The sequence below is a fragment of the Bacillus canaveralius genome (assembly GCF_002860125.1).
GTDB classification, from domain to species: domain Bacteria; phylum Bacillota; class Bacilli; order Bacillales; family Cytobacillaceae; genus Bacillus_BJ; species Bacillus_BJ canaveralius.
In genome coordinates this window covers 54,341-75,488 of record NZ_PGVA01000028.1, presented here as the reverse complement: position 1 = coordinate 75,488, position 21,148 = coordinate 54,341, and the positions used below count along the sequence as shown (strand labels likewise).

The following is a 21,148-nucleotide window of genomic DNA, read 5'->3' as shown; positions in this document are numbered from 1 at the left end:
TCCTGGTTATGCAAGAAATTGAAATATTTGATAGAGTTTATAAAAATGAACATAATATAAATCCTTATTGCTTCCTCCCGACAAAGCGAACAATTCCAAGCGTACCGGTGTTCATGTCCTCTCTTAAATTCTCATGCTTTACAATTTGACACATCATTTCATAATCATCTGTTATGGTCTGTAAGCCATTTAACAGGGGTACTGGCTTGTTTTTGACGGTTCCATAAATGATTGCTTCAACTCCGAATGGATCATGTAGAAACTCATTTTTGAGCTTGGAGGATTCGTTGTGATAATCTTCTTGATAATATTTTTCATATTCACCTGTACAGCCGCAAATGGGACATTCATCCACAAACGGATGCAAGTGAGCCGGACGATCTACTTCAAAATGAACACTGGCAGCAACCGGATAATAGTTTACATCTTCAATATAAAAAGGTTTCTGTTGACTTAAATAATGCGTATAGAAACGAAGATGAATCGAGTGATCATGAGTCAAATACCCGTTATCACCTAACTTGATTAATTGCAGTCCTCTTCGCCTTCCAACGGCGTCGCATCCCTCTGCTGTGTGAAAATAACCGTAGTCATCCTCCATTTCGATCGTATCTTCAAGGGCACGAACGACAAATGTAAGAGCTTGCTTATAATTATCGGCTAATTTGTCAGAAATCATGATCCATAGATTAGGATATCTGGGAGCTGAATTTGGGAAGTTATTAAATTGCGGTAATAAATCAATCAAGATCTTACTCCTCCATGTTCGTTAATTGACAATAAATTGGTCGCTTGGATTTTTTCAATTACTTCAATTAGCGCTTGTTCATTATTTGTTTTTTGGGTGACATAGTGTGAAACGGCTTTTAAATTGGGGATCGCATTTTTTACAGAAATTCCTAATCCTGCTGTTTGAATCATTTCAATGTCGTTCTCATTGTCGCCAACAGCAACAAGCTTATGCGTTGGAATTTCCAGATGCTGCATCAAAACCTTTACTGCTTCGCCTTTATTAACCCCTGTAGCTATGAATTCCAGCAATTCGGGTTCAGAGTTTATCGGTGTGAAAATAGAGTAAATCATTTTCAATTCATGTATCTCTTGTTGGTTTCCAATCAGCATGATTTTAACCAATTGCTTTGTAAGCAGTTCGTCAATGGTTGTATACTGTGCTGTAATCGAATCTTTTATTAACTGTTGATGTATGTAAGTACTTTCTTCGAGAAAGTAAGCACCTTCATGATCAAAGGCCAACAAACTGACATTATATTGATTCCTGATCTTTAAAAATAACGAAACAATGTCGTTTATTTCATTACTCTCTAAAAATCGAGCATAAATAAACTCACTGGCCATTGGTTCATAAATCATGGCGCCGTTGTATAGGATGACAGGAGTAGTAATCCCAACTTCATTAATATAAGGTAAAACGCTATCGAGTGAGCGGCCGGTTGCAAAAGTAAATTTACCTCCAGCTCTCTCAAAGCTTTGAATTCTGGATATGACATCTTTAGAGATTCGTTGGTTGTTATCAAGTAAAGTACCATCAAGGTCAGAAATTATGCACCACAAGCTGCTTCAAATCCTTTTCATTTTTTGGAAAAATATTTTGTTGTGATCCGTCTCGTTCAAATAAAAATTGCATTGTATTAATTTTTATCCAAACATCCGAATGTTCTCTCGGAACAAGAATGGTTGGACAAATCACTTTTACTTCTTCAAACGTACTTTCTAATACGACTGTGATCAGAAATTCTCTTCCTGTATGTTCAACGTGTTTGATCATACCCCTTAAAAAATTCTTCTGATCTGGTTTATTAAAAACCATTTCTACGTCATGAGGCCTAAACCCCAAGATCAGATTTTTCTTTTGATTCAAGCTGTGTTCGGGTATGTTAAAACTTGATAGACTAATGGTTGTATTTTGCTTTTCGATTACGAGTGAATGATTGGCAAAATTGTAGGAGCAGTCCAGTCTATTCATGATCGGCATTCCTAAAAAGCTGGCGACAAACCAATTAGTAGGATGATGGACGATCTCTAACGGATGATCATACTGTTGCAGCTCTCCATCTTTCATTACCGCGATCATATCAGACATAGCCATCGCTTCATCTTGATCATGGGTGACCATGATGGTGGTAATTCCTAATTTTTGTTGAAGTTGTTTTATTTCCTCTCTCATTTTCATACGTAATGAAGCATCAAGAGCAGATAACGGTTCATCCAGTATTAATAAATCAGGCTCTTTAGCTATGGCTCTTGCTATGGCCACACGCTGGCGCTGGCCACCAGAAAGTTGAGACGGTTTTCTCTCCTCAAATCCTTCCAGATTTACCATTCTTAAAACGCTCTTCACTCTTTCTAATGCTATGTTTTTAGGAACTTTTTGATTTCTTAATGGAAACATAATGTTGTCTTTAACTGACATATTCGGATATAGGGCCGAGTTTTGAAATACCATTCCTATTTTTCTGAATTTCGGTGGAACTGTTGTAACACACGTATGATCGAAGAAGATCTCCCCGTGCGAAGGCTTTTCCAGTCCAGCGATCATTAACATGGTTGTGGTTTTCCCACACCCGGACGGCCCTAGTATCGTGGTCAATTTTCCTGATGGAATTTCTAATTCGATATTTCTGACAGCTGGTTTTTTTGGTTCGTAATATTTGTATAACTGCTTTAAAGAAACTTTCATGAATTGAGCCCTCCACTAAATCTTCATCTTAGAAATATATTTTTGTGAGAACAAATATAGTAACATGGCAGGAATCATGTAAAATGTTGCTAAAGTCATAATAAAACCATAGTTCACAGACGCAGTAGAATTCATATCCAGTAAAGAATTTAAGATAATTGGAAATGTTATTTTACTTGAATCGTACGTGAAGGTGGAGACAAGAATATATTCGCCCCAGCCATTTAAAAAGGCAAAAAGTGTTATGGCGGCAATTCCTGGCCAAATATACGGAACATATATCGCAAAAAACTTTTTAAGATTAGAAGTTCCATCGATTTCGGCAGCTCGATCGATTTCTTTCGGGATTTCGTCAAAGAAACCTTTTATAATCCAAGTGGACAGACCTACTTCTGCTAATCCTTTAATTAAGATCGTGCCGAATAAAGTGTCTAATAGACCAACTGTTTTTAACATATAGAAGCTAGCGATTAGTGTCGTAATGGATGGCAGAGCCCTTGTGAACAATGTTGATTGAATTAGCAAATCTTTACCGGGGAATCGGCCTTTTGATAAAGCATAACCGGATAATAAACTCACTCCAACTTCGATCAACATACTGCCGAGTGCGATGAGTAAAGTGTTATAGAAAATGGTCCAGACATTGGGAAATGCAAACGTACCCACCACTAAATTAGGTTCAAATAAAAATTTCCAGTTATTTATGGTGAAACCTGCTGGCAATCCTCCCTTGATATCACTAAAAGCAAAAAGAAACATCCCTAAATAGATACTTAATAGAACTAATGAAAAGATCGTAAGGACGGTAATACAGAAAGCTTTTAAGCAACTGTCAGAAATTCGATTGTATAAATTCGTCCATCCACCTGAGTTCACGAATTGTTTCATCATCATTTATCACTATCCATTAACTTTTTTAATCCAAACTGCTTGTAGGCAATGATTATTACTATAAATATTAAAGGAAGCATGTACATCGAAATAGCTGAACCGTAACCGAAATCTAACGTAGAAAACGCGGTATGAAAAGAATATAATGACCATACTTCAGATTGATAGTTTGGTCCGCCATCCGTCAGTAACAAGATCGATTCATAAGATGTTATCAGGGCTAAACCTTGCCAAAGCGTTAAAAATGTGAGTGGCCACTTTAAATATGGAAGGATTAATCTTTTTATAATGACCCAATCAGAAGCTCCGTCCACTTTCGCTACCCTAAATAAGTTTTCATTCATTGACTGAATAGAGGAAGATAACATGATAGTGGTAATCGATGTACCCATAACCCCTGCTAAAATAATATTAATGAATAGAGGATACTCAGTTAGCCACGCTACAGGCTCTATGCCGTAGAATTTATGTAATATCATATTGAAGATCCCACTATCGGTCGGGCTGAATATCCATGTCCAAAGTAATGCCTCGACTACCCCTGGTGATACTTTTGGCAATAACCAAATGGCTCTAAAGAAAGTTCCGCGTCTTGAGTTTTTTATAAAATAAGTAGTTGTAATTGCCACAAACATTCCTAAAAAAATTTTTATAAACAGAGTCATGAATACGAAAATCAGCGTGTTCCAGAAAATTAAACCAATTTTCGGGTCAGATAGGACCTTTTGATAATTGGTCCAACCAACAAAATCCCAATTTAAGCTGTGATCCATTGAGGTAAAAGAGATCAGGATAATGATTAAAGCAGTGATGGGTACGATCAGGAGTTGATTTAAAACGAAAGGGCCCAAAATCAGGCCCCAATATTTATTTTCTTTCGCTAATTTCCATAGAGATTTCTTTTGGTTGAATTCTTTGCTGATAATCTCTTGTTCTAATAAAATTGTTTCAGTTGATAGCATGGAAATTCCTCACATCTCTTATTTAATGACAGAGTTCGCTTTCAGGTTCAGTGCCATTTGTTCTTCAATGTAGGATACAGCTGTTTCAGGTGTCATTTCACCAGACATCACATAAGTTGTAGCGTCAATCAGGATTTTGCTATATTTTGTCTGATCCGAATGGTTCCCTGCAAAGTGTGAATAGTTCGTTAAATGTTTCACACTGTTGATCCATTCATTTGCTTTAACTTGTTCGTTTTCTTGTCCTTCTTGCGTAAACGGGATATGCGATGTTTCAACAGCATGCTTCGCTTGTAATTCCGGGGCACTTACATGTACCAGCAATCTTTTCGCAATGTCCGGATATTTTGTGTTTTTTGAGATGACATAGATATATGGATTCGATACCGTGATTGGTTTCTTTCCTTTTTTAATTGTTGGCAAATTCATAATCCCAACATTTTGTTTGATCCAATCAGTAGTCACATTTCCTAATTCCTTATGCCACCCTTGAGTACGAAACTTTACTTCATCCCAAATTCCGCCTTGAGCAAACAACGTTTCCTGGTTTAACATTCTAGCCAATTTTTCTGCTTTATCTGTTGTCATATTTGCTGCAGGGACGACGCCACTATCTTTACTTTCTTTAATCCATTCAAATGTTTTCAGAACTTTTTCTTTATCGAGGATAAATTTTTTGTTTTTCCAATCATATAGCTCTGCTCCAAAGTTATAGAAATTCATTGGAACGTCATTTGGGCCGCGGTCGAATTCATACCCGTTTTTTACAAGACCCTTTTTTTGTGCTTCTAAAGCGATATCTGTCATATCGTTTAAAGTAAAATCGCCTGTTTCAGCTTTTTTTGGCAATTGGTTAATATCTTCTTCTGACCAACCCATTTTCCTTAAAATTTCTTTATTAAAGTAAACAGCACGTGCCTCTGTATCTTGAATGACTCCATAGACTTTCTCATCCCATGTTACTGGCTGCCAATAGCCATCCATTATATTTTCAAACACTTTTTCCTTCTTTACACTGTCCAGCGGCAGGATATAATCTCCCTCTGCCATCCAGCCGACAGAAGCATAAGAAGTTGTATAGATATCCGCGGCATTGTTTGACTGGGATGCAAAGATAAAATTCTTATCAAAATCTTCAGCACTCATTGGTTTGACAATTGGTTCAATTTCCACTCGATAATTGGCTTTTTCCTTTTCAAGCTCTGCGTTCAATTTTTCTGCTGCACCTTCAAAGTTGGTTACACGTGTAGGAGCTGAAGCATCGTTTGTAAAAACCTTCATCGTCATAATTTTGTTTCCATTTTCATCTTTTGGCAGATCTTCTGTTGAAGCAGATGTGGTTGTAGGTTTATTGGATTGGCAGCCCGCTACAAAATTGATGGATAATAGCAATACGAGTGCACTTAGTAAAATTTTTTTCATTTCATATTACCTCCTTTTATTCTCTTATTTCTTTTAACATAAAAACGAATGACGTCGTTCCTCATATAATCGTATGAAAGTAAAATCGGTTTTCCCTCGATCGTATAGTGGGTTTGAATAAATTTTAATAATGGATAATTATTGCCCGAAAAAATTGCTGGTACTTCATCTAAACTCGTTACTGCTTGGATTTCCGTGATCGCTTCAGTTATTTCGTAATCATAGAAGTCCTTTAAAAACTTGGATAACGATCCTTTAAAATAATATTGTGCAAATTCATTTCCAACTAATTTATAGGGTAAAACGTTAATAGAGTATACAACTGGCTCGAGTTTAGCTGTTCGTATTCTGTTTAAAATATACACGTCATCATTCTTTTCAATTTGTAACAGTTCACTTGCTTCATCTGAAGGCTTGTCTACATATATGTTCGTATCCATATCATCTTCAGCTAAGTTAGCGTTCCGAATCATTTCAGTGATACTGGACAACGAGTTAAGAGAATTCTTTAAAGATAGTGATTCTTGTTTTATGTAGTAGCCTGAACCTTGTATACTATAAATTTTCCCCTGTTCGATCAACTCATTTAATGCTTTCCTAATTGTTTCTCTGCTCACACTGTATTGTTCCGATAACTCCTTTTCGCCTGGCAGTCGTTTCGTTGTCCCATCTTTCTTTGAGATGTAGTGTTTATATATTTTATAACTGATGTTTAAATACTTAACAGTTCTCATCTACCTCCTCCTTGTTACCTTCATTATAAGTGGCGATTGTTAATCCTAAATTGACCGAAAGTAAGGAAAAAACTATATTTATGTAAATTTGTCTAGACAATTACAAATTTGTCTAGGTGAAATGTTTCTGTGTAGACCCAACATTTGGAGACAAAAATTAAAGGCTGTCGAGTTTCTCGACAGCCTCACAAGCGATATTGATGACCGCTCTCTTTTCATTATTCTATTCGTATTTGCGAAATGCGAGTGTCGCATTATGACCGCCAAAGCCAAGTGAATTGCTGATTGCAGCTGTTATTTCCTGCGTGCGGGCTTTGTTTGGGATGTAATCAAGATCACATTCCGGATCCGGATTTTGCAAGTTGATTGTTGGAGGCAAGACTCCTTCGTTTATGGCTAGAACAGTAAAGATTGCTTCAACCCCACCTGCTGCACCAAGTAAGTGGCCTGTCATCGATTTTGTTGAGCTGATCGCCAGCTTATACGCATGGTCTCCGAATACTTCCTTGATTGCGAGCGTTTCAAATTTATCATTGTACTCTGTGCTAGTGCCGTGGGCGTTGATATAATCAATTTCTTCCGGGTTCAACCCACCGTTTTCAAGTGCCATTTTCATCGCCCGGGCTCCGCCCTCGCCTGCAGGAGCCGGTGCCGTGATATGGTAGGCATCCCCTGTCGCACCATAGCCAACAATTTCCGCGTAGATTTTGGCGCCGCGAGCTTTAGCGTGTTCAAGTTCTTCAAGGACAACGATACCTGCACCCTCCCCGATTACGAACCCGTCACGGTTGATATCAAAGGGACGGCTCGCTGTGGCAGGATCAGGATTTGTCGAAAGTGCCGTGTTGGAACAGAAGCCGGCAACAGACATTTTTGTAATCGGAGCCTCTGCGCCTCCAGAAACCATCACATCTGCATCTCCGCGCTGGATTACCTTGAACGCATCCCCAATTGAATTTGTTCCTGTAGCACAAGCGGTTACTGTACATGAATTAAAGCCTTTGGCACCCAGAGTAATCGATACCTGGCCAGCTGCCATGTCAGGAATAATCATCGGTACGAAGAACGGGCTGACGCGGCGATAACCTCGATTAAGGAAGGTTTCATACTGTTGTTCGAATGTTTCCATTCCTCCAATTCCGGAACCGATCCAGACCCCCACTCTTGGTGCATTTTTCTCGTTGATTTCAAGACCCGCGTCTTTTACAGCCATCAACGAAGCCGCTACAGCATAATGTGTAAAGCGGTCCATTTTTCTTGCGTCTTTTTTCTCAATAAAGGCTTCCACGTTAAAGTCCTTTAACTCTGCAGATACCTTTGCGGGATATTCGTCACGGTTTACCCTTGTCATTAACCCGATCCCTGAAACTCCTGCAATGGCGTTCTGCCATGAAGTTTCAGCATCGTTGCCTAACGGTGTGACCGCACCGAGTCCGGTGACTACTACCCTTCGATTTTCCATTTATATCGCATCTCCTTACCATCAAATTGTATTGATCTTGTTAGCGTGAAAACAGGCTGGACTCTGCTTTAAATATGGGCCACCAATTTAAAGTCCCCAGCGAAGCGCAATCGCGCCCCATGTTAAGCCTCCTCCAAACCCTACCATAACGATTACATCCCCATCTTTTATTCTACCAGCCTCAAGCTCCTCTACCATCGAAATAGGTATCGATGCGGCTGAGGTATTCCCGTATTTATGGACCGTTTTCGACATTTTATCTTCAGGAAGCTCTAGCCGCTGACGCGCTGCTTCCATAATGCGAATGTTAGCCTGATGGGGAACCAGGAAATCGACGTCCTCTTTCTTGAGGCCAGCCTTCTCCAAAACATTTATACAGCTTTCTCCCATTTGCCGGACGGCAAATTTGAATACTTCCCTTCCGTTCATAATGAGATATTCGTCCTGGTACAGGTGTTTTCCTCCTGTACCATCTGCGCCTAATTCGAAAGCGAGTATCCCCCGTTCTTCACTAACGGGTCCCATGATCACAGCTCCGGCACCGTCCCCAAATAATACGGCTGTGTTCCGGTCCTCCCAATTGGTGATTTTCGAAAGTTTTTCAACACCAACAACCAAAACATATTTATATGCCGAAGTTTCAATAAATTGCTTGGCTGTAATCATTCCATACATAAAGCCGGCACACGCTGCACTTATATCCATTGCGGCTGCTTTTTTCGCGCCGAGACGTTCCTGGAGCATACAAGATACTGATGGAAATGGCCGATCGGGCGTAACGGTTGCGACTAGGATTAAATCCAGTTGCTCCGCGTTAATTCCCGCATTCTCAATCGCGTTTACTGCTGCTTGATAGGCGAGATCCGAAGTGTCTGTGTCTTGATCGGCAATTCTTCTTTCTTCTATTCCCGTTCTGGTTCTGATCCATTCATCAGAGGTATCCATTATTTTCTCTAAATCATGGTTGGTTACGATTTTTTCCGGCAAACATTTGCCAATTCCAATGATCCCAGCGTTCATGAAGCCAACTCCTTTTTTTGTTATTCGACGTTTTTTAAAAATTATTGGCAAAAGCCCCATCTACGGAGGCCACCCTGCTTCATATTTATTATCTATTATTATGACTTGGTACTAATTTTATTAAAAATGGAGCTAAAACGCAACTATTTTATCATCGTTCCCTTTCCTAAAAATCCATCAGCTTAGACAGTTGTCCAGCGCATTCGAGGCCGTTCATTCATATTTTACTAACAAAAGCGATCGAAGGAGGTAATGACATGGGGTTAGAAGAAGAAAACACTCCTGTAAGCATAAGGGGAGAGGACCGTTTTTCCCGGTTTATGTTCGGTGCGCCGAAAAACCAACCGCACAAATCCGTAAATGATGAGATTAACTACATGCAAATAATCGAACAAGTAGATCATATTGTCGAATCCGTTAAAGAGCTAAAGCCGCTCCTTAATATGGTTACACCTGTTGTGAAAAAATACTTCCCAAAAAAATAACCCACCCGTGCGGATTGATGCCAGGGTGAGTTTAGAGGCCGGCCGCTGACAAGCGGCACTCTTTATTTATTTTTTTCGTTTAGCGCATCTTCTCTGCCAAGCTCATATGCTTCTGACATGACTTTTGTGAATATCGACATAAATGGCTGAATCAAATCGGGCGTCAGCTCTACGCCTGCCTCATCAAGCTGCTGTTTTGCTTCAGGCAGATATTTCATGGCAATCTGCATAAATTCCATCGTTTTATCTTGCAAAGTAAAAACCTCCATCATAATCCTTATTCATTTGGCAGTTTGCCGGTTTCACGATACACTTCGATATGCTTGTGAATTTCGTTTTCGAATTCTTTATCGACATCAGAACTGAATTCCCCAAGCGTTATAACGTCGTCGCTGAAATCATAGTATAAATTGCCTGCTTTAAGTTTCCCATTATCAAATTCTTCTGCAACAACTTCATAGAGCTTGTCGACATGCTGGACCGTACTCGTCAAAACCGTCGTTTCTCCGAGGTCTGCTTGATCGGAAATATAACCAATGGCATAGAGCCCGTGTTCTTTTACTTTTTCAATAATCGGCACGTTATAGCCGTCACCTGCGGGATAGATGACATCTGCCCCTTCATCAATCATCTTGTCCAAATAAAGAATTGCGCCCTGGTCATCGTCCCAGTGCCCGACGTATTCAATCTCAACTTTCACTTCGTTATCTTCAAAAAGGGCACCCTCATAAAAGCCTTCCACTTCAGGCTGCCATTCATACGCTGCAATGATGCCAACACGTTTTGTTTTTGACATATGGGAGGCAACCATTCCCCCGAAAAAACCCATTGCATACCCTTCAAAATTCAAGCTGGTTGTATTTTCGTTTTGGGCGTCGCCATTGAAGCTTACGAAATGAATATCGGGGTATTTTTCCGATAGATGGTTAAAATAAACTGCATATTCATTGCCATGCCCGAAAATTAAATTGACTCCCTTTTGGGCAAATTCTTCTACAGCCCGTTCGACAATCATTTCCGAATTCATGTCCTCTTTATAATAAACATCGACGTTAAAATGGGATTGGATTTTCAGCATTCCTTTGTACCCTTTTGTGCCCCAGACTTGATCGTTAATCGTTTCGGGCACGAGTAAACCTACCTTTTCCAATTCCCCTGATTTTATTGGCTGATCACAGCCGGCCAGCAAAAGAAGGCATAAGAGTAAGACTACGAAACGTTTCAGCATGTTATGCAGCTCCTTTTTTGCCCTGTCAAATAATAAGAGAATCTCTCCCAAATCCGAACGAAATATCGTCAAGAGCCGCTTTCATTCACCCCAAAAGCAGTGGGGCTTACAATATTTGTGAGCCCCAAGGTCAATGCTCAATATCTTTCATTCTACCCCGATGTGAATTAATTGAAAAGATTTTTTTCCTTTTATCTCATATTCTGGTTTAATCGTTCTCAAATAACAGTGAGTTTTCCAAGTGCTCTTTTTGCTTCTTAATACCTTCTCGGGCAGTTATACTCATTTTTACCTTTTGGACCTCAATGTCGTTCTTATCATGCAATTTTTTTGTCTGGATGTTTCGATCGATAGCATTATCTATGCCAAGAAGTTCTGCGCATTTGTGCCAGTGGCCTGTTTCTTCATTGGCCAGCAAAAAGCTGCCGGCTATTGTTTGGTTGATGAGTATCCCGATTGTCTCAACAACAGCATCTACATAAATCGCATCGTCCGTCCATTCACGGTGATCATTTTCAGGAATCGAATACGCCGGGTCCAACTCTTTCAAAAAACACTGCTGAAACAGGCTGGCTGGTGATTGCCAAGGCCCGTAAACTGTTGGCAAATAGATTTTTAGCAGTGCCGGATCTTCTTCCTTTAATAATGTAGATAAATCGCTGCCGGCTGTTTTTTCAAAATCGGTGAACCCCTTCTGAAAATAATATTGGGCCGGCAGCAACAATACTGTCCGGGCATGGTATGACAGGATCTTCTGCAGCTTATCGCACAAACCGTGATCGGAAAACAACAGCGATTCCCGATGATTAATAAAATAATCGTATAATGAAATGACCGTAACAGTTTGATGCTCCGAAACGTCTTTCGATCTCATCCAATCTTCAAACTCTATTTCTTTAAAATTAGCATTTCTGCCAATCTCAAGGCGTTTTCCATTTACAAAAAAACCTTCATTTTCGGTATCTGTATGAATACCATCCACTTCAATACCTTCATCAAGCAGATGTTTAGTAAGATTAAAGCCGATAAATTCAAACGCGCCGATTATAATTGCCTTGTCCATTATGATGCCTCCCTGAACCACTGTCACTGTATCCTATGCTCAAGGAAAGTAAATTATTTCTCACAGACTTTGCACTATATTTATTACAATATACTTTCATGTTTCTTAAAAAACTTAATAACCTGGCGTCCAATCTGCTGATTTTTTTCCGGGAGAATATAGCAGATCGACACAGGAATTTGTTTCTCTTTCCACTCGTTCAGAAGCTTTTTCATCGCTGAAAATTGGTCAAAGCTGCGCTTCCCAGCCAGCACATGAATCATCAGCATTGGAATCTGCCCGTTTATATCAGGGATCCTGCCTTCAAGACGAATCGTTTCTTCAATTTCTTCCGACCCTACTTCGTGGGCTGCGGCTATTTCCTTGACAAGCTTTTTATAGAAAAACTTATGTTCTTTCTCTAGTTCAAGATGGTGGGTTAGTGACAGCACCGGATTTATAAATACGAATGACCGAATAGCAGGTCCCATTTCCGAAGCTAGCTTTAAAGCGGTTAATGCCCCCATACCTTCGGCTAAAATATGAACCTTTTCGTTCAATATCTCATTCTTCATGATATGTTCATATAATCGATGTGCAAGCTTTGCTGCTTTTTTGCTCCCCCAATTCTTCCCGTAAAGATTCGAATAGAAGACTGTGTATCCGCTCTCTTTAAGCTTTTTAAGCAATGTGTTCTTACCCTCATTTTGCGTCCAAAAGCTATTTTTCGCATCAACAAACTGCCGATCATCTCCAATAATCAAGATACCGAAACCATTCGGCTTTTCGGGATAATGAACCATGTTCCATTCGGTATCCAACTGAAAGTTCCGGTTTTCCATGCTCAAAAACTCCTTTATCACTTTAATCATAATAATGTATGACAGCTATCACAAATTGAACGGGAGTTTGCCCAGTCTAATAGGGAAAAGCTGATTATTTTAAAAAAAGCCTGCCGCTTAATTGAGAGAAATGCTTACTAACACATTTATTATTTGCTATTCTTATGATAAAATAAAAACAGCAAAAGCGGCTACTACAGCTGTTACTTAAAAGGAATTTTTATGAGGTGAATACTATGCGTTATTTCTGGACCTTCTTTTGGACTTTTCTTCTTATCCAAATGTTGAATTATGTAACCGGCGCAATGATGGGTGCCGAATTTGACTTAACTGCCGGATCGATCCTGGCGGTCATTGCAACCGTATTAATTATTGTTGTAACACAAATTTTGCCGAATGACCCTGTTGAAAAGCACTGACCCGTTTACGAAACAGTTACCCGCGATATACACAAAAAAATCATCCTTTTTAGAAGGATGATTTTTTTTTCGATTACTTAAGAACCAACTCGTTTCCTTCAACGGCAATATGGACCTTGTTTTTCCCTGTAATTTCACCGGCGATGATTTGTCGGGCAAGCTTCGTCTCTACATGGCGCTGAATATACCTCTTTAATGGCCTTGCCCCGTATACAGGGTCAAATCCGTGTGCAGCGATAAACTGTGTCGCTTCGTCTGAAATCGTTAAGACGATTTCCTGATCATCAAGCCTTGTTTGCAGCTCGGCAATAAGTTTGGCGACAATCTCTTCGATCTCGGAAAGCCTTAAAGGCTTAAATAAAATCGTTTCATCGATACGATTAAGAAACTCAGGGCGAAAGTGGGCTTTTAACGCTCCGTTCACTTGATCCCGGACCATTTCATCAAGCTCACCGTTGTCTGAATGTGATTCGAGTAAAAAATGCGAGCCAATATTGGAAGTCATAATGATCACAGTGTTTTTAAAATCGACTGTCCGGCCCTGGGAATCGGTAATTCGCCCGTCATCGAGCATTTGCAGCAAAATATTAAATACTTCAGGGTGGGCTTTTTCGATTTCGTCAAGGAGGATGACTGTGTAGGGTTTTCTTCTAACCGCTTCAGTCAATTGGCCGCCTTCTTCATAACCGACATAGCCCGGTGGAGCTCCAATCAGCCGTGAGACAGCATGCTTTTCCATGTATTCCGACATGTCGATTCGCACAATATGATCCTCACTGTCAAACAGGGATTGGGCGAGTGCCTTAGCAAGCTCTGTTTTCCCCACACCGGTAGGGCCGAGGAACAGGAATGAGCCGATCGGACGGTTTGGATCCTTAATGCCTGCCCTTGCCCGCAAAACCGCATCTGATACAAGCCTGACTGCTTCTTCCTGGCCAATCACCCGTTCATGCAACACGCTCTCCAGTTTTAAAAGCTTTTCGCGTTCCCCCTCAACAAGCTTTGAAACAGGTACTCCCGTCCATCTTGCGACAACGTCGGCTATTTCTTCTTCGGTAACCTCTTCACGCAAAAAACGACTGCCTTGAGTTTCCCGTTCATTTGTTTCGAGCTCCTTCAGTTCTTTTTCAAGAGCTGGGATCTTTCCGTGACGCAGCTCTGCTGCCCGGTTTAAGTCATATTGATTTTCAGCTTCAGCTAACTCTCTGCGCAGCTTTTCAAGCAGCTCACGTTTTTGCCGGACATTTTGAATTGCTTCTTTTTCCAGCTGCCATTGTGCTTTCATTGAATTGGCACGTTCGCGCAGATCGGCCAGTTCTTTTTGAAGAGTGGTAAGCCTTCTTTTGCTTGCCTCATCTGTTTCTTTACTAAGTGCAGCCTCCTCTATTTCCAATTGCATCACTCTGCGGGTCACTTCATCCAATTCGGAAGGCATCGAATCAATTTCGGTCCTGATCATCGCACACGCTTCATCGACCAGATCAATCGCTTTATCGGGCAAGAACCGGTCGGTAATATAACGATTTGACAGCGTTGCAGCAGAAACAAGGGCGCGGTCATGAATATTGACTCCATGGTGGATCTCAAACCGCTCCTTTAAACCTCGCAATATCGAAATCGTGTCTTCGACATCAGGCTCCTGGACGAGGACTTGCTGGAAACGCCGTTCCAAAGCCGGATCTTTTTCAATATACTTTCGGTGCTCATCGAGGGTAGTTGCCCCAATACAATGAAGTTCGCCCCGTGCCAGCATCGGCTTCAGCATATTGCCTGCATCCATTGCCCCTTCCGTTTTTCCGGCCCCGACAATCGTATGCAGCTCGTCGATGAAGAGCAAAATCCTCCCGTCACTTTTTTTCACTGCCTGTAAAACGGCTTTTAATCGTTCTTCAAATTCACCACGGAATTTGGCTCCGGCAATTAAAGAACTCATATCAAGGGCAAAGACGGTTTTATCTTTTAATCCTTCCGGTACATCCTTGCGGACAATGCGCTGGGCGAGACCCTCGACAATCGCCGTTTTACCGACGCCGGGCTCGCCGATCAAAACAGGATTATTTTTTGTTTTTCGTGAAAGTATCCGAATGACGTGACGGATTTCGCTGTCTCTTCCAATGACAGGATCCATTTTGCCGGTCTTTACTTCGGCGACCAAATCCCTGCCATATTTCTCAAGAACATCATATGTTGCTTCAGGATTTTGCGATGTCACTCGTTGGTCCCCCCTGATCTCTTTGAGTACTTTTACAATCAACTTTTCAGTACAGCCAAGCTTTTTCAATGCTTGTCCTGCTATAGAATTCTTTGCTTTAATCGCGGCCAGCAGAAGATGCTCGACCGATAAATATTCATCTTTCCATGCTTTCATTTCGACTTCTGCTTCATTAAAGAGGCGCCGTAATGCTGATGTAATATAGAGCTGCCCTTGCGCCGCCCCGCTTCCGGTCACCCGCGGCTTTTTCAAGAGGTCTTTTTCAAGTTCATTGATAAACTGGGCGTGATCGAGCTTCAATTTTGCGAAAACCGAACGCAGCAAATTATCTCCTGGTTCCATTAAAGCTGTAAAAAGATGGGATTCATCCACTTCCTGATGCTCATGCCGGGCAGCAATTGATTGTGCCCTGATCAACCCTTGCTGGAGCCGTTCAGTCAATTGATTGAAATCCATATCGATCACCTTGACCTTTCCTGACCTTTTTATCCTAATTATAACAAACAGGGGCTGGCAATTCCAATTGCCAGCCCCTTCTATTTAAGCTAATATCTCTGCGAGCAGCGCTTTTTGAGCATGAAGCCTGTTTCCTGCCTGTTCAAACACTGCTGAATGCCCGCCGTCAATGATTTCGGCACTCACTTCTTCCCCGCGGTGTGCCGGTAAGCAATGCAAGAACAAAAAGTCTTGATTTGCAAGCTCGACAAGCTGTTTGTTCACCTGGAAATCTTTGAAAATCTCAAGTCGCTCGGCATTTTCTGCTTCCTGGCCCATACTAGTCCAGACGTCGGTATAGATGACATCAGCATCCTTGACTGCTTCATAAGGATCATTGCAGATTGTCACCTTTGCTCCGCTTTCTTTTGCCGCTTTTTCGGCAATCGCAACAGCATTGGCAGGTGGTTCATAACCTTTTGGCGAGGCGATTGTAATGTGGCTGCCGACTTTTGCCGCACCGATCATTAACGAATTGGCAACATTATTGCCGTCACCAACATAAGTAATTTTAACACCATTAAGTGAGCCGTGTTTTTCCTCGATCGTCAGCAAATCTGCCAGCGCCTGGCAAGGGTGGTACAGGTCCGTTAGCCCATTGATGACAGGAATATCAGCATGCAATGCCAACTCCTCAATCGTCTGATGAGAAAAGGTGCGAATCATGATTCCATCCAGATACTGCGATAACACCTTCGCTGTATCAGCGATCGTCTCGCCTCTGCCAAGCTGTAAATCATGGCTGTTCAAATACAGGGCATTGCCGCCAAGCTGGAGCATGCCTGCTTCAAATGAGACACGCGTCCTCGTTGACGATTTTTCAAAAATCAACCCCAAAATCTTTCCCTTTAACAGGGGAGGCTGTTCACCAAGCAACAATGAATTTTTCAATTTCTTTGCTTTTGCAAGCAATCCCTTGATCGTTTCAGGCGAAAAATCAGCCAGAGTCAGAAAATCCTTACCTTTAAGGTTCATTGCTGTGCCTGTATCTATTACGGGAATCATACTGCTGTCACATCCTTCTTCATCATTTCCTGCCATTCAGCAAGCTTGTTGACAGTTATACCTTTAACTTGTAATCCTGTTAAAAATGCTGTGAGTGTTTCTGTTTCAGTAAAATTCAAAACCCGGTTCCTAACCGCAAGCTCGCGTAACTCGCGAACTTGATCCGATTTTCCTGTGCTGAAAAAAGCGGCGGTACTAGCAGCTTGCAGCTGTTTCTCAATGTCTTCCGGCTGGATCAGTTTTACTCCCGCCTCTTTTGCAAGCTGGAGCCATTCTTCTGTGCTTTCACCTTGCAAAAAGACAATGTTCTTGCCTTCTGCCCGGGCTTTCATCGCGACGTGAAAGGATTTACTTAAAGCAGCCGGCAGGTTGGCTGCAAAGCTGATTCCCTCTCCGGTTGATTTCATTTCCGGACCGATTTTCGGATCAATTCCCCGTAAAGCGTAATTGGAGAAAACGGGGTATTTCACACATACATATGGAACGTGGTCCAAAAGTCCATTGCCACTCGGCAAAGAGTATTTCCCAAGCAATATTTTTGTCGCAATTTGCACCAACTGTACACCAGTCGCTTTACTGACGATTGGAACTGTACGGCTTGCGCGCGGGTTGATCTCCAGCAGGTAAACACGTTCTCCTTCTATAATAAATTGGATATTCAGGATTCCTTTGTAGTGAAGCTTCTGAACAACCCGCTTTGCATAGCTCAGCATTTTTGCTTGTGCTTCCTTATCAATGCTCTGGGCGGGTAAAACGGAAATGCTGTCACCGGAATGAACGCCTGTTTTTTCAATATGCTCCATGATCGCTGGGACAAGAATATTTTCCCCATCAGTGACGACATCCATCTCCGCCTCAATCGCCGACAAAAATTTATCAACCAGGACGGGATAGGGAATGTTTGGATTGTTCAAATAAGACATTAACTCATCCTCTGATTGGATCAGCTCCATCCCCTGTCCGCCAATCACATAAGAAGGCCTGATCAAAATTGGCAAACCAATTCGTGTTGCCGATTCGATTATTTCCTCAGGAGAAGTGGCCATCTCACCTTCAATATGCGGGATTTCCAAACTGGCCAGCAGCTCGTAAAAGCGTTCCCTGTCCTCAAGAATATCGATTGTTTTCGAATTTGTGCCGAGAAGGCGAACTCCATTTTCCTCCAGCTGTTCTGCAAGATTCAAGGCGGTCTGTCCCCCGAGTTGAACAATAACCCCGTCTATCTGTTCAGCTTCGATGACGTTCATAATTGATTCGACAGTAAGCGGTTCAAAGTAAAGCCTGTCTGCTGTCGCAAAATCAGTACTAACTGTTTCAGGATTGTTATTGATCATAATTGTTTCGATATTTTCTTCCTTTAAAGAGAACACACCATGAACTGAACAATAATCAAACTCTATTCCCTGGCCGATTCGAATTGGACCGCTCCCGATGATTAGTACTTTTTGTTTATTGGAAGCGAATTGCTCGTTTTCACCGAAGTAGCTCGAATAAAAATAAGTTGATTTTGCTTCAAATTCGGCAGCACATGTGTCAACCATTTTATAAGCAGGCAGAATACCGAGCGATTTTCGTTTTTTGCGAACATCTTTTTCGCCAACATTCCATTGCTGTGCGATAAATTTATCGCTAAAACCTTTTTCCTTAAAGCGCTGCAGACTGTCTTTCGTTACTGAATCAATGGACGTTCTCTCAATCGTTTGTTCGAGCTCAATCATGCCCGAGAAACAAGTTAAAAAGAATAGATCAATTTTCGTTTGTTCGTGTATTTTTACAGGGTCATAACCGCGGCGCATCAATTCAAATATGACAAGGAAACGCTCATCATCGGCTGTTTTTAAGCTTTCCAGTAACGCATCAGTAGTTTTTAGTGCTCCTTCAGGGTGCTTTAAATCAATCGTATTGATTTCAAGTGACTGGACTGCTTTTAAGAAAGCCCGCTCAAAATTCCGGTCAATGCCCATTACTTCCCCAGTCGCTTTCATTTGTGTTCCAAGTGTGCGGTTTCCGCCTGGAAATTTATCAAAAGGCCATTTAGGTATTTTGACGACGACATAGTCGAGCGATGGTTCAAAACTGGCCAGCGTGTCTTTTGTGACCGGGTTTTTTAATTCGCTTAAAGAGTAGCCGACAGCGAGTTTTGCAGCTATTCTGGCAATTGGATATCCTGTTGCTTTTGATGCCAGCGCTGATGATCGGCTCACGCGCGGATTCACTTCAATTAAATAGTAATGCTTGCTTTCAGGATCCAAGGCAAATTGGATGTTGCAGCCGCCAATAATACCGAGGCTTGAAATAATTTTCACAGAAGCGGACCGCAGCATCTGGTATTCTTCATCCGTCAGCGTTTGCGAAGGAGCGATAACAATTGAATCACCTGTATGGATACCAACCGGATCAATATTTTCCATATTACAAATTGTGATGCAAGTTCCAATCGCATCCCTCATCACTTCATATTCGATCTCCTTAAATCCGGCAATGCTTTTTTCAATGAGACATTGGCCAATTGTGCTTTCTTTCAGGCCCCCCATGGTGAGCTGGACGAGGTCGTCAGGATTGTCTGCAATGCCTCCGCCGGTTCCTCCCAGAGTATAAGCCGGCCTGACAATAATCGGGTAGCCGATTTTTGCGGCAAATTGCAGCGCCTCTTTTGAAGATGTAACAATCGTGCTGTCTGGCACCGGCTCTCCCAGCTCTTTCATCAGCTCGCGAAAGGCCTCCCTGTCCTCGCCTTTCTTAATCGACTCAATTGAAGTTCCCAGCAGTCTGACATTATACTTGTCGAGAACACCATTTTCGCTTAACTGGAAAGCCAGATTCAATCCGGTTTGGCCGCCAAGTGTTGCGAGCATTCCATCAGGCCGTTCTTTTTCAATGATTTTCTCAAGAACATCAGCTGTCAGCGGCTCAAAATAAATCGCATCGGCAAAGCTGTGGTCAGTCATAATCGTTGCCGGATTATTGTTTACTAAAATAACTTTATAACCCTCTTCTTTCAGAGCCAGGCATGCCTGTGTTCCCGCATAATCAAATTCGGCGGCCTGGCCAATGATGATCGGCCCGGAGCCAATGAGAAGAATGGACTGAATACTCGTATCTTTAGGCATATGCAAAAATTCTCCCGTTGTTTGTTTTGATAAGCTCGATAAATTCATCGAAGATGTATTCTCCGTCAGCAGGTCCTGGATTCGATTCGGGATGGAACTGAACCGTTTGGACCGGATAATCCTGATGGGTAAGCCCTTCAATGGACCCGTCATGCAAATGATAAAAACGGACATTGAAGCCTGTTCCCCGCAAACTTTTCTCCTCAACAACATAGCTGTGATTTTGCGACGACATTAACACTGAGTTTGTTTTAATATCCTTAATCGGGTGGTTTGCACCCCGGTGCCCAAACGCGAGCTTTTGAGTATTGCCGCCAAAAGAGAGCGCTGCAAGCTGGTGTCCAAGGCAAATGCCGAGTGTTGGATAACGGCGGAGCAGTTTATTTAAATCAGGCATTAAGCCTGCCAACTCTTTTGGATCCCCCGGTCCGTTAGATAACAGGATTCCATCAGGATGAAATTTTTCAATCTCCTTTGCCGGCGTATCGAAAGGGACGGCTGTGACCCGGCAATTTCGCTCCAGCAAAGACGATAAAATTGACTTTTTATAGCCAAAATCAATCAAAACAATATGAAAATCACCATCTCCATACATTTTCGCTTCCGTCCCGGACACGCTGCGTACTTTATATCCAAGATCAGTATTAAGCCGGATCAACTTCTCAGCATGCTTTTCTGCGGTTAATAAGGCAGGCATCGTGCCTTCATTGCGGATTTTCTTCACCAATGCTCTCGTATCAACCCGGCCGAGCATCGGGATATTCCACTTTTGCAAATATTCCTTCAATGTCCATTTTGCTTCATAATGGTAGGCTGCTTCGTGTGATTCATAGACAATAACGCCGGCGACATGCGGGATTTTGCTTTCAAAATCCTCCTGATTGATTCCATAATTGCCGATCAGCGGATATGTGAACACAATAATTTGGTCTTTATAAGAAGGATCTGTAAGCACTTCCTGATAACCTGTCATCCCGGTAAAAAAGACGATTTCTCCCTGTATATGCTGTTCAGGGACGGCTGTAAGCCATTCTCCTTCAAAACACTCTCCGCTCTTCAAATAAAGGGAACCTTTCAACTTGCACACCTCTTCACTTTTTTGCATATTTATAACTTTTATA

The 21,148-nt window shown here is 41.7% G+C and carries 19 protein-coding genes; 2 read left to right on the top strand and 17 right to left on the bottom strand.

All coding sequences use genetic code 11. The annotated features are described in order from the left end of the window. Positions 1-64: 64 nt before the first annotated feature. The 9 genes from CU635_RS12655 to CU635_RS12615 form a co-directional block, all read right to left on the bottom strand. On the bottom strand, positions 65-748 hold the full coding sequence (locus CU635_RS12655; RefSeq protein WP_101577738.1) for a hypothetical protein: 684 nt from the start codon (positions 746-748) through the stop codon (positions 65-67). Next, a complete protein-coding gene (locus tag CU635_RS12650) occupies positions 745-1,572 on the bottom strand; it encodes a Cof-type HAD-IIB family hydrolase (protein ID WP_101577737.1) in 828 nt (275 codons plus the stop codon). The genes CU635_RS12655 and CU635_RS12650 overlap by 4 nt, the downstream gene beginning before the upstream one ends. Next, complete coding sequence (locus CU635_RS12645; RefSeq protein ID WP_101577736.1) at positions 1,553-2,698, bottom strand: ABC transporter ATP-binding protein; 1,146 nt, start codon at positions 2,696-2,698, stop codon at positions 1,553-1,555. The genes CU635_RS12650 and CU635_RS12645 overlap by 20 nt, the downstream gene beginning before the upstream one ends. Before the next feature lie 15 nt (positions 2,699-2,713). Then, the gene (locus CU635_RS12640; protein ID WP_101577735.1) at positions 2,714-3,592 is read right to left on the bottom strand and encodes a carbohydrate ABC transporter permease; all 879 of its coding nucleotides are present in this window, start codon (positions 3,590-3,592) and stop codon (positions 2,714-2,716) included. Beyond that, a complete protein-coding gene (locus CU635_RS12635; RefSeq protein ID WP_101577734.1) occupies positions 3,589-4,551 on the bottom strand; it encodes a carbohydrate ABC transporter permease in 963 nt (320 codons plus the stop codon). Before CU635_RS12635 ends, CU635_RS12640 begins: the two co-directional genes overlap by 4 nt. An 18-nt stretch (positions 4,552-4,569) precedes the next feature. Then, positions 4,570-5,973 carry a sugar ABC transporter substrate-binding protein gene (locus CU635_RS12630; RefSeq protein ID WP_101577733.1) on the bottom strand — a complete coding sequence of 468 codons (1,404 nt, stop codon included), beginning with the start codon at positions 5,971-5,973 and terminating at the stop codon, positions 4,570-4,572. Next, positions 5,970-6,707 carry a GntR family transcriptional regulator gene (locus CU635_RS12625; protein ID WP_101577732.1) on the bottom strand — a complete coding sequence of 246 codons (738 nt, stop codon included), beginning with the start codon at positions 6,705-6,707 and terminating at the stop codon, positions 5,970-5,972. The genes CU635_RS12630 and CU635_RS12625 overlap by 4 nt, the downstream gene beginning before the upstream one ends. Before the next feature lie 223 nt (positions 6,708-6,930). Further along, positions 6,931-8,169 carry a beta-ketoacyl-ACP synthase II gene (gene fabF / locus CU635_RS12620; protein WP_101577731.1) on the bottom strand — a complete coding sequence of 413 codons (1,239 nt, stop codon included), beginning with the start codon at positions 8,167-8,169 and terminating at the stop codon, positions 6,931-6,933. A gap of 87 nt (positions 8,170-8,256) precedes the next feature. Next, entirely contained in the window at positions 8,257-9,189 is a 933-nt protein-coding gene (locus CU635_RS12615) for a beta-ketoacyl-ACP synthase III (RefSeq protein WP_101577945.1), read from the bottom strand. 257 nt (positions 9,190-9,446) lie between these two features. Here CU635_RS12615 and CU635_RS12610 point away from each other — a divergent pair, with 257 nt between their 5' ends. Next, entirely contained in the window at positions 9,447-9,674 is a 228-nt protein-coding gene (locus CU635_RS12610; protein ID WP_101577730.1) for a hypothetical protein, read from the top strand. Positions 9,675-9,736: 62 nt separating this feature from the next. Here CU635_RS12610 and CU635_RS12605 read toward each other — a convergent pair whose 3' ends face one another. The 4 genes from CU635_RS12605 to CU635_RS12590 all read right to left on the bottom strand — a co-directional run bounded on the left by CU635_RS12605 (position 9,737) and on the right by CU635_RS12590 (position 12,786). Next, positions 9,737-9,913, bottom strand: a complete 177-nt coding sequence (locus CU635_RS12605) for a ComZ family protein (RefSeq protein WP_373270856.1) — start codon at positions 9,911-9,913, stop codon at positions 9,737-9,739. A gap of 38 nt (positions 9,914-9,951) precedes the next feature. Beyond that, on the bottom strand, positions 9,952-10,902 hold the full coding sequence (locus CU635_RS12600) for a BMP family ABC transporter substrate-binding protein (protein ID WP_101577728.1): 951 nt from the start codon (positions 10,900-10,902) through the stop codon (positions 9,952-9,954). 208 nt (positions 10,903-11,110) lie between these two features. After that, positions 11,111-11,965, bottom strand: coding sequence for a hypothetical protein (locus tag CU635_RS12595; protein WP_101577727.1), 855 nt, complete (start codon positions 11,963-11,965; stop codon positions 11,111-11,113). 83 nt (positions 11,966-12,048) lie between these two features. Next, positions 12,049-12,786 carry a lipase family protein gene (locus tag CU635_RS12590; RefSeq protein ID WP_101577726.1) on the bottom strand — a complete coding sequence of 246 codons (738 nt, stop codon included), beginning with the start codon at positions 12,784-12,786 and terminating at the stop codon, positions 12,049-12,051. A 236-nt stretch (positions 12,787-13,022) separates the two neighbouring features. Here CU635_RS12590 and CU635_RS12585 point away from each other — a divergent pair, with 236 nt between their 5' ends. Further along, complete coding sequence (locus CU635_RS12585; RefSeq protein WP_101577725.1) at positions 13,023-13,205, top strand: YjzD family protein; 183 nt, start codon at positions 13,023-13,025, stop codon at positions 13,203-13,205. A 73-nt stretch (positions 13,206-13,278) separates the two neighbouring features. On the opposite strand, the gene clpB is transcribed toward CU635_RS12585, so the two are convergent. The 4 genes from clpB to CU635_RS12565 all read right to left on the bottom strand — a co-directional run bounded on the left by clpB (position 13,279) and on the right by CU635_RS12565 (position 21,105). Further along, the gene (gene clpB, locus CU635_RS12580) at positions 13,279-15,873 is read right to left on the bottom strand and encodes an ATP-dependent chaperone ClpB (RefSeq protein ID WP_101577724.1); all 2,595 of its coding nucleotides are present in this window, start codon (positions 15,871-15,873) and stop codon (positions 13,279-13,281) included. 84 nt (positions 15,874-15,957) lie between these two features. After that, positions 15,958-16,905: an ornithine carbamoyltransferase gene (gene argF, locus CU635_RS12575; RefSeq protein ID WP_373270855.1), complete on the bottom strand. Its 948-nt coding sequence runs from the start codon at positions 16,903-16,905 to the stop codon at positions 15,958-15,960. An 8-nt stretch (positions 16,906-16,913) separates the two neighbouring features. Then, entirely contained in the window at positions 16,914-20,027 is a 3,114-nt protein-coding gene (locus CU635_RS12570) for a carbamoyl-phosphate synthase (glutamine-hydrolyzing) large subunit (protein ID WP_101577722.1), read from the bottom strand. Then, the gene (locus CU635_RS12565) at positions 20,020-21,105 is read right to left on the bottom strand and encodes a carbamoyl phosphate synthase small subunit (RefSeq protein WP_101577721.1); all 1,086 of its coding nucleotides are present in this window, start codon (positions 21,103-21,105) and stop codon (positions 20,020-20,022) included. Before CU635_RS12565 ends, CU635_RS12570 begins: the two co-directional genes overlap by 8 nt. Between the last annotated feature and the right edge of the window lie 43 nt (positions 21,106-21,148).

Bases quoted from the DNA above. Each gene is read 5' to 3' on its own strand.
- CU635_RS12640 (WP_101577735.1), bottom strand. From the start codon at position 3,592: ATGATGATGAAACAATTCGTGAACTCAGGTGGATGGACGAATTTATAC.
- CU635_RS12630 (WP_101577733.1), bottom strand. From the start codon at position 5,973: ATGAAAAAAATTTTACTAAGTGCACTCGTATTGCTATTATCCATCAAT.
- clpB (WP_101577724.1), bottom strand. From the start codon at position 15,873: ATGGATTTCAATCAATTGACTGAACGGCTCCAGCAAGGGTTGATCAGG.
- CU635_RS12600 (WP_101577728.1), bottom strand. From the start codon at position 10,902: ATGCTGAAACGTTTCGTAGTCTTACTCTTATGCCTTCTTTTGCTGGCC.
- CU635_RS12635 (WP_101577734.1), bottom strand. From the start codon at position 4,551: ATGCTATCAACTGAAACAATTTTATTAGAACAAGAGATTATCAGCAAA.
- CU635_RS12570 (WP_101577722.1), bottom strand. From the start codon at position 20,027: ATGCCTAAAGATACGAGTATTCAGTCCATTCTTCTCATTGGCTCCGGG.
- CU635_RS12585 (WP_101577725.1), top strand. From the start codon at position 13,023: ATGCGTTATTTCTGGACCTTCTTTTGGACTTTTCTTCTTATCCAAATG.
- CU635_RS12610 (WP_101577730.1), top strand. From the start codon at position 9,447: ATGGGGTTAGAAGAAGAAAACACTCCTGTAAGCATAAGGGGAGAGGAC.
- fabF (WP_101577731.1), bottom strand. From the start codon at position 8,169: ATGGAAAATCGAAGGGTAGTAGTCACCGGACTCGGTGCGGTCACACCG.
- CU635_RS12595 (WP_101577727.1), bottom strand. From the start codon at position 11,965: ATGGACAAGGCAATTATAATCGGCGCGTTTGAATTTATCGGCTTTAAT.
- CU635_RS12605 (WP_373270856.1), bottom strand. From the start codon at position 9,913: ATGGAATTTATGCAGATTGCCATGAAATATCTGCCTGAAGCAAAACAG.
- CU635_RS12645 (WP_101577736.1), bottom strand. From the start codon at position 2,698: ATGAAAGTTTCTTTAAAGCAGTTATACAAATATTACGAACCAAAAAAA.
- CU635_RS12615 (WP_101577945.1), bottom strand. From the start codon at position 9,189: ATGAACGCTGGGATCATTGGAATTGGCAAATGTTTGCCGGAAAAAATC.
- CU635_RS12590 (WP_101577726.1), bottom strand. From the start codon at position 12,786: ATGGAAAACCGGAACTTTCAGTTGGATACCGAATGGAACATGGTTCAT.
- CU635_RS12625 (WP_101577732.1), bottom strand. From the start codon at position 6,707: ATGAGAACTGTTAAGTATTTAAACATCAGTTATAAAATATATAAACAC.